Origin of the sequence: Alloalcanivorax mobilis, from assembly GCF_002864685.1 — a bacterium.
In the GTDB taxonomy this organism is placed as follows: Bacteria; Pseudomonadota; Gammaproteobacteria; order Pseudomonadales; family Alcanivoracaceae; genus Alloalcanivorax; species Alloalcanivorax mobilis.
Map to the genome: position 1 here is coordinate 102,214 of NZ_NMQZ01000010.1, position 8,386 is coordinate 110,599.

The 8,386-nt window shown below is 64.2% G+C and carries 7 protein-coding genes; 4 read left to right on the forward strand and 3 right to left on the reverse strand.

Annotation, left to right across the window (positions count from 1 at the left end; all coding sequences use genetic code 11):
- Positions 1–7: 7 nt before the first annotated feature.
- Positions 8–496 carry a hypothetical protein gene (locus CGS25_RS07840; protein WP_101675138.1) on the reverse strand — a complete coding sequence of 163 codons (489 nt, stop codon included), beginning with the start codon at positions 494–496 and terminating at the stop codon, positions 8–10.
- A gap of 21 nt (positions 497–517) precedes the next feature.
- Positions 518–1,969: a phospholipase D-like domain-containing protein gene (locus CGS25_RS07845; RefSeq protein WP_232802316.1), complete on the reverse strand. Its 1,452-nt coding sequence runs from the start codon at positions 1,967–1,969 to the stop codon at positions 518–520.
- A 455-nt stretch (positions 1,970–2,424) separates the two neighbouring features.
- On the opposite strand from CGS25_RS07845, the gene CGS25_RS07850 reads away from it, so the two are divergent.
- The 3 genes from CGS25_RS07850 to CGS25_RS07860 all read left to right on the forward strand — a co-directional run bounded on the left by CGS25_RS07850 (position 2,425) and on the right by CGS25_RS07860 (position 6,106).
- Positions 2,425–3,777, forward strand: coding sequence for a KamA family radical SAM protein (locus tag CGS25_RS07850; protein WP_101675139.1), 1,353 nt, complete (start codon positions 2,425–2,427; stop codon positions 3,775–3,777).
- 150 nt (positions 3,778–3,927) lie between these two features.
- Positions 3,928–4,989 (forward strand): hypothetical protein, encoded by a 1,062-nt coding sequence (locus CGS25_RS07855; protein ID WP_157933797.1) that lies wholly within the window; start codon positions 3,928–3,930, stop codon positions 4,987–4,989.
- 58 nt (positions 4,990–5,047) lie between these two features.
- Complete coding sequence (locus tag CGS25_RS07860; protein WP_101675141.1) at positions 5,048–6,106, forward strand: helix-turn-helix domain-containing protein; 1,059 nt, start codon at positions 5,048–5,050, stop codon at positions 6,104–6,106.
- Between the two features lie 22 nt (positions 6,107–6,128).
- Here the strand turns inward: CGS25_RS07860 and CGS25_RS07865 are convergent, their stop codons facing one another.
- Positions 6,129–7,526, reverse strand: a complete 1,398-nt coding sequence (locus CGS25_RS07865) for an aminotransferase-like domain-containing protein (RefSeq protein ID WP_089032670.1) — start codon at positions 7,524–7,526, stop codon at positions 6,129–6,131.
- A 188-nt stretch (positions 7,527–7,714) separates the two neighbouring features.
- Between CGS25_RS07865 and CGS25_RS07870 the strand changes: the two genes are divergently transcribed.
- The gene (locus tag CGS25_RS07870; protein WP_101675142.1) at positions 7,715–8,314 is read left to right on the forward strand and encodes a LysE family translocator; all 600 of its coding nucleotides are present in this window, start codon (positions 7,715–7,717) and stop codon (positions 8,312–8,314) included.
- The last annotated feature ends 72 nt before the right edge of the window (positions 8,315–8,386 follow it).

Consider the following 8,386-nt stretch of genomic DNA (forward strand, 5'->3'; position numbering starts at 1 on the left):
CTGCCCGCTACTCCAGGGCGCGTTGTATCAGCGCCTGATTGTCCTGGCTGATCAGCCAGAACACCACGCTGGCCAGGGACACCATCTGAAACTGCATGTGCTGGCGCCGGCCTTTTTGCCAGGCCGGCGGCCAGTGGTCACGGATCGCGGCGACTTTTTCCATCGCGAACAGCATCATCACCGCCAGCGCCATCAATAACGTCGCCGCCAGCGCCGGCAGGAACGGCGTGATCAACGCGGCGAGCGCCAGCAGCATCACCGCCGGCATCAGGGTCGATGCACCCCGGGCCAGTTCCGATCCCGCGTACAGGCCGGTCAGCAACAATAAATAGACCGCCGTCAGCTGCGCCGGCAGGGCCAGCCAGTGCTGAGCCACGTCGGGGGCGGGCAGCCAGATTGCAGTGGCCACCGCGACCACCATCAGCCCATGAAAAAACTGCAGCCGGGTCAGCGGAATGAGCGAGGCCGGCAGCTCATTGTCTCTGGGCAGACGCATAGCGGCTCCTGATATTCAGTGTCAAAGATAGGGTTCCAGCATATGGGCGAGCGCGTTGCGCACGTTCCGCCAACCCGCCATGGCACGGAAATAGTTTTCGTCCGCCGGGGTGGCCCGCGATAGCCGGGTGTCGATCAGGGCATTGGCCTGGCTGGCGAGCGGATCATCGTAACATTCCAGGTCGAACTCAAAATTAAGGCGCAGACTGCGCGCGTCCCAATTGCCCGAGCCGAATTGCACCCAGTGGCCATCCACGGTCATCAGCTTGGTGTGATCAAACGGCGGCTTGGACAGATAAAGCTCCGCGCCTTCGCGTACCAGCCATTTCAAGGCGTGCGTGCTGGCCCACTGAACCAGCCGCAGGTTGTTCTTTTCCGGCACCACCAGAATCACTCTGACCCCTTTCAACATCGCCAGTTGCAGGCTGGCGAGCAGGGTCTGGTCGGGCACGAAATACGGGGTCACGATACGCAATTCGTACTCGGCGGCGCCAATCGCGGCCAGCAAGGTGAGCCGGCGTTTGTCGAAATCCGCGTCCGGCCCGGCGCTGATGCCCCGGCTGCGCACCGAGCCCAGATCCACCTCACCGGCATAACGGTCATCCAGGACTTCCCGGCAGGTAAAGGCCCAGTCGGCCACGAACGCTCTTAGCAGGTGGAACACCACGGGGCCTTCCAGGCGGGCATGCAGATCATGAATGCCGGGCGGTTGTTGAATGTAGCCGGCGCGAATGTTCATGCCACCACTGAACCCCACGCGGCGATCAATCACCATCAATTTGCGGTGATTACGCAGGTTCATGTAGGGCATGCGCCAGGGCGCCATGGAATGCAGAAACCGTTCCACCCGGACACCGTGGCGTTTCAACCGCCAGGTCACCGGCGGCAATGAGTAAAGCGCCCCCACGCCATCCAGTAGCACGCGCACTTGCACACCCCGATGGGCGGCGCGTTCCAACGCCGCGGCCAGCGGTTTGCCGGCGGCGTCGTTGCCAAAAATGTAGGAGGCGAGAAAGACGCTTTCCCGTGCCTCGTCCACCGCCCGGGTCATCACCGCCATGGCGTCGGCGGCCTCCATCAGCTCGACTTTGTTGCCGTCGGTGAGAGGCAAATCAGTGAGCCGCCCCACCAACCTGGAAAGGACTTGCAGACGCGAAGTGGGCAACGGCGCGCCCGCTTGCTGGCCGGCACGCATGGCGGCGTCAATAACGCCGCCGGTGAGCATGCGGGCGCGCCGTTGAATACGGTTTACACCAAGGATCAGATAGAGAACCGCGCCGAGCACCGGTACCAGCCAGGCCACACCGGTCCAGGCGGCGGCGGCGCGTGCGTCACGCTTGTGCTGAGCAACATGTACCGTGACCGCCACCGCGCAGGCAACGCCGGCGGTGGCGGCGATCATCGGCCAGAAAGCGTGAATCCAGGCCAGCGCCACTTCTATGGGAAATGCCATCCTGGCCAGTGCGTCCATCATCGATCTTGTCTCCCCCACGGGCATAGCCCGGACGATAGCATATTACCCCTGCGCCCCGCCCCGCTTTGCGCTTTACGAATCAACTGCTTACAATGCGCGCCCCCGGTTGCCGGGGCCCCGCGCGGCCAGCACGGAGCCGGGGAACAATGATTACCCGCCGCGCTTAGGCGCGCCGGACGGAGCTCCGTCCGTTCGAGCCCGATGGCTTTGTCGCCGGGACACTTTCCAGGCCCTTGGGCCTGTGCTTGGGCAAGCCCGCCACCCATGGCGCGCTCGCCGTTCATGCCGGCCTTCGCCGGCGTCTGACAATACCGATACCGCTGGGTCGGCATAGCCCGGCCGGGCCAGGCCTCACGCCGTCCGGCCTTCGGCGCCCGGTGCCCTATGGCGCGCCGGCCCGCCGCTGTTGCCGCCCATTCACAATACCGCCCATTCACAATAAGAGGAGCGCAACCATGCCCGATACGTCTCTGGCCATTGCGGTGCACGAAACCTTCGCAGAGCCCCATTCGCCGCGCCGTTTCAAGGTGTTCACCGCCCGTCAGATCGACCGCATCGGGCCATTGCAAGAGCTCGACGAGGAAACCCGCTTCGCCATGAAGGTGGTTGCCAGCGTGCTGCCATTCCGGGTCAACGAATACGTGATCGAAGAGTTGATCGATTGGAGCAAGGTGCCCGAGGACCCGATCTATCAGCTTACTTTCCCGCAGAAAGGCATGCTCGCGCCGCACCACTTCGACAAAGTCGCCGCGGCTCTGCGCGGCGGCGACAAAGCGCAAATCGACGCCACCGTGGCCGAGGTGCGCGACGCGCTTAACCCGCACCCCGCCGGACAGCTCGAACACAATATCCCTGAAGTGGATGGCGAGAAAATCGACGGCATTCAGCATAAATACAACGAGACCGTGCTGTTTTTCCCCAGCCAGGGCCAGGTCTGCCACAGCTACTGCACGTTCTGTTTTCGCTGGGCGCAGTTCATTGGCGACAACGATCTGAAAATCGCCACCAAGGAAGCGGGCCAGCTGAAAAGATACGTGCAAGCGCACCCGAAAATTACCGATATCCTGATTACCGGCGGCGACCCTCTGGTAATGAAAACCAAAAATCTGCGCGCGCACATCGAGCCGCTGCTGGAGCTGCAACAGATTCGCACCATTCGCATCGGCTCCAAGGCACTCACCTTCTGGCCGCATCGGTTTGTCAGCGACGACGACGCGGACGATCTGCTCGATCTGTTCCGGCAGGTGGCCGCCGCCGGCAAGCATCTGGCGCTGATGGCCCATTACAACCATTGGAAAGAGCTGGAGCCGGCGATCGCCCGCGCCGCCATCCAGAAAGTCCGCGATACCGGCGCGCAAATCCGCGCCCAGGGTCCGCTGTTGGCGCACATCAACGACAACGCCGACGATTGGGCGCGCCTGTGGCAAACCCAGGTGGAGCTGGGCATCGTGCCCTACTACCTGTTCGTGGAGCGCGACACCGGCGCCCGCCATTATTTCGAAGTGCCCCTGGCCCGGGCCTGGCACATTTATCGCGACGCCATGCAGCAGGTTTCCGGCCTGGCGCGCACCGCGCGCGGCCCGAGCATGTCTTGCCATCCCGGCAAAGTGGAGATCCAGGGGATCACCGAAATACACGGCGAGAAGGTGTTCGTGTTGCGAATGATCCAGGGCCGCAATCCGGATTGGGTACAGCGGCCCTTCTTCGCCCGTTATGACGAGCAAGCCACCTGGTTGAATCATCTGCGCCCCGCTTTCGGTGAATCGCGATTCTTTTTCGAGCAGGTATTGGCGGCCGGATCGGATTGAGCACCCCGCGGTGCTTCGCCCACCAGCCGCGTTGAGACGCTTGGCCAATTGCGCTGAGACACCCTGCCTAACGCCCCCATGCAAAGCCGCGAATAATAGCGCCACTGGATAAAAAAATGGCCGCTCTTTACGGCCCTTGGGGGCTTTGTTATGACAACAGGTTTGTTGGCCCGGCGCTTGGGCGTCGGTTTTCTTTTAGTGATGCTCGGCCTGGCGCCCCTGGCCGGCTGCGATAACGATACCTCGGACCATGACAACGACGCCTCCAACGGTGGCGGCGACAATGGTAGTAATGACGGCGGTGGTAATGATGACGGAGGGAGCGACGACGGTGGCGATAATGGCGGCGATAACGGCAGTCCGCCGACACCGACGTTGGTGATCACCAGCGACAACGCCACGGCGGTGTTGATCCAATCCCGCATGGCTCTGGATCTGCTGCCTCGCCTGCTGGTCGGAGCCAACGTATTTTACAGCAACAGCATCGCCGTTCAGGGCTACGACGATTTTCCGCCCTGCGATAACGCCGAAGGCCAGGTTCAACTGCTGGGAGACAACCCGGGCCAACCCACCACGTTGATCGCCAGCGACTGTGACGACCTCTCCTACCCGCGCAACTTCAACGGCCGGCTCGATCTGGATTTCAGCAATGCGGACGACCCGCTCAGCACCTTCACCGGATTCGCCGAGCGCATCCAGGCTTATGATCCCAACCTGCGCCTGAGCGCCAACGGCGGTTTGCGCCTGCATCCCGAGGTCCCCGACGATTACTTCGGCATCGCCGTGGCACACCAGGCCGACATCGACATCACGCTGGAGCTGTTGCCCGGCGGCAGTGACACGCCGATCACCAGCCTGGGGTTCGATTTCCACGATTACACCAGCCGTTACTCCAGCAGCATTCACTTTGACGACGTGCCCTTCCCACTGTTGAGCGGCGCCGGCGACGTGACATTCCGTGGTCTCGCCGAAGGCCGGGTAACGTTGACCACGCCTCGCCAACTGACCGATCCGGATGCTTCGAACCCGCTGTGCTACGGCGATGGAGTTATTGAGGTCGAGGGTGCCGAAGGCAGCTCGGTGCGGCTCGATTACAACGGCGCCCAGGCGATTCTCAGTGTCAATGGCGCCCTGCTGGCAAGCGGCGATTGCACCGATCTGACCCAGCAGTGGACCAGCCAGGTGGCCGCCAGCCTGCCACCTTATAGGTAGCTCCAAGGTCCAATTTATTGCACTATCCGAAGTCCGATTGAAGCTCAGGCAAAGCGGCATGGACCTTGGCGACGGACAGGAACATTCACCGGTGCGGGATTGGAGCAAGGACATCTGGGGCTGGTCTCCGGAAGACGGCCCCTGGACACCGGACCACGGCCTGCCCGCCCAATGTCTCTATCTGGCGCTCGCCACCCGTGACGCCGACCACCGGGATGGCTACGACTTCTGGCGCCAAACGGTGTTCTACGATTTCGAGGCGGACACCCCGGATGACGATCAGAAAGCCACCTTCCAGGCCCGCGCCGCCGGCCTGGTGGGGCCAGAAAGCGCCGTGTTCTGGTATCGCTCCAACCGCCTTGGCGGTCACCGTGGCGCCAGCCGGTGCCGACACGCGGACTACGACGACTTCACCCTGGGCCTGGTGTTACAAGGCCAGCGCCGCCACCGGCTGGACAGCGGCGAGGTGCTGGTGGCCGGCCCCGGCGATCTGTTCGTTTACGATCCGACCCGCCCCTGCCGGGTCAACTGGAGCGACCATCGCGGCATCCATCTGACCCTGCCACGGCAAAGTTTACTGCCGCTGTTCGCGCTTGATCGGATGCCCTTTCCGCTGCTGCTGGAACGCCTGCGCCAGGGGCCGATGAGCGCCTTTCTGCGCAGTCATCTGATGCACCTGGCGCTGACCGGTGGCCGCCTGTCAGCCACGCACCAGGCACTGCTGCTCGAACAAACCCGGGATCTGGCCATCGCCGCGCTCAGCGCCGCCTCACGGATGCCCACCGAAGAAGCGGCACCGGACGCCACCTACCTGGCGGCGCGCCGCCTGATGGCACGGCGCCTGGACGACCCGGACCTGGACCCGGCCGGCCTGGCGCGGGCATTGGGCTGCTCGCGGGCCACGCTGTACCGCTTGTTTTCCCGGCACGGAGTCACCGTGGCCGGCTGCCTGCGCGAGGCCCGCCTGCGCAAAGCCCATCGCCTGCTGACCAGCGCGCCGCAACACATCACCATCGCCGAACTGGCGGCGCGCTGCGGCTTTCTTGACCAGACCGGTTTCAGCCGCCTGTTTCGTCAGCGCTTCGGGCTGCGGCCCAGCGATCTGCGCCGCCGCTGACCCGGATCACGGCGAACAGACCCTAAAGCAGAGCAGCCAGGCGCATCAGCGCCCGCTCCACCCGCTGGTCCCAGCGCACCGCGCAGTTCAGACGCAGACAGTGGTCGAACTTGCCTGAGGCGGAAAACAGCGCGCCGGGGGCGAAGCTGATGCCCGCTTCCAGCGCCTGTTCGGAAAGCTCCGAGGTATCCACCCCACCCGGCAGCTCCAGCCACAGCACGAAACCGCCGGCCGGCCGGCTGATGCGGGTGTTGGGCGGAAACACGGCGGCCACCCGGTCGGTCATGCGCGCCACCGCCTGGGCATGCAGAACACGCACCTGGCGCAAATGCCGATCGTAATGCCCGTGGTCCAGGAAATGAGCGAGCGCCAATTGCGACGGCGTGGCCACCGACACCGTATTGACGAACTGCAGATAACCGGCGCGCTCGTGGTGCTTGCCCGGCACCAGCCAGCCCACCCGCATGCCGGCGGACAGCGTCTTCGAACAGGATGAACAATAGTAGACCTGACCGTGCCGGTCCCAGGCTTTGACCGGCAACGGCCGCGGCCCGACCAGCGGCAGATCGCCATAAATGTCGTCCTCCACCAGGGGCACGCGGTGCGCCGCCAGCAACGCCAGCAACGCCTGCTTGCGGGCGTCGGACATGCACACGCCCAGCGGGTTGGAAAAGTTCGGCACCACCACGCACGCGGCCACCGGCCAACGCTCCATGGCCAGTGCCAGCGCTTCCAGAGAGATGCCGTGGATCGGATCGGTGGGAATTTCCAGCGCCTTCAAACCCAGCGACTCGATCACCTGCAGCAGGCCGTAATAGGTCGGTGACTCGATCGCCACCGTGTCGCCAGGCCGGGTCAGCAGCCGCAGGGCAATGGCCACCGATTCCTGGCAGCTGTTGGTGATCACCACCTGATCCGGCGCGGTGGCGCATTGCAACGCCGCCAGCCGGCGGGCGATACCGCTGCGCAACTCCGGCGCGCCGGGCGGGAATTCGTAGCCCACGCAGCGCCGCCGTTGTTCGCGGAGCACGGTGCGAAACGCCCGCTCCATCTGCGCCACCGGCTGAAAATCCGGGTCCGGCACCGCCGCGCCCAGATTGACCACCGCCGGGTCATTCACCACCTGCACCATGCGCAGCACCCGCTCCTGCCCGCTCACCGCCCGTGGCCGGCGGCCCGCCTTTGGCAAGCTCGGTGCCTCGCGGCGCGCCGCTGGCGCCAGCACGAAGAAGCCGGAGCGCGAGCGTGCCTCCAGAACACCGCGCTGCTCCAGCTCCCGGCAAGCACTCACCGCCGTGGCCACACTCACGCCGTAATCCTGGCCCAGCCGGCGCACGCCGGGCAGCCGTGTTCCCACCGGATAAACCCGCTTCTGAATCAGCGATTGCAGCTGATCCGCCAATTGCAGATAACGCTTCATGGGCAGGCCCGCGCACTCAGGGGAAAGGGAACAACCAACACAGCGGCCTGGAACACACAACTGTACCGATCCAATTTCCGTTTTTTATATCTGTATTGAGTGGCGACGTCCACCTAAGCTGATCGGCGAATCACCGAAGCACGCCATGAAGAAGCACCATGAAGAGGCACGCTATGAAGAGGCACGCCATGAATCTGGAAAATACTTTGCCGATGATCGGCTTTATCGTGGTCATGGTCGGCACCCCCGGGCCCAACAACCTGATGCTGATGGCCGCCGGCGCCAACGCCGGTTTTCGGCGTTCCCTACCGCACATTCTGGGCATCGTCGTGGGGTGCCAGATGATGCTGCTGGCGGTGGCCGTGGGGCTGGGCCAGGTGCTGGTGCGGTTCCCCGCCCTGGCGGTGGGCTTGCGCGTGGCTGGCGCCGCCTTTTTGATCTGGCTGGCCTGGCAACTGGTGCGCCGGCGCCACCCGGATGCCAGCAACCGCGCCAGCGCCAGGCCGCTCACGTTCCGCCAGGCCGCGCTGTTTCAGTGGATCAACCCGAAGGCGTGGATGATGATCGTCACCGCCATCGCCACCTACACCCACCCCGGCGATTACGCCCTCAGCGTGGCCGTGGTGGCCGGCCTGTTCCTGCTGCTCAGCGTGCCGCTAATCAGCACCTGGAATCTGTTCGGCGTGGCGTTGCAGGGTTGGTTGAATCAAGGGCCGCGGCTGGCGTTTTTCAACGTCGCCATGGCGGTGCTGCTGCTGGTCTCGATGTACCCCACTTTCATTGCCTGAACACCCTCGCCCACCGGTCGCGCGCAATCCGCCCTCATTAACGCGCAGCCCTTTTTCTCACCCGCCGAGTCG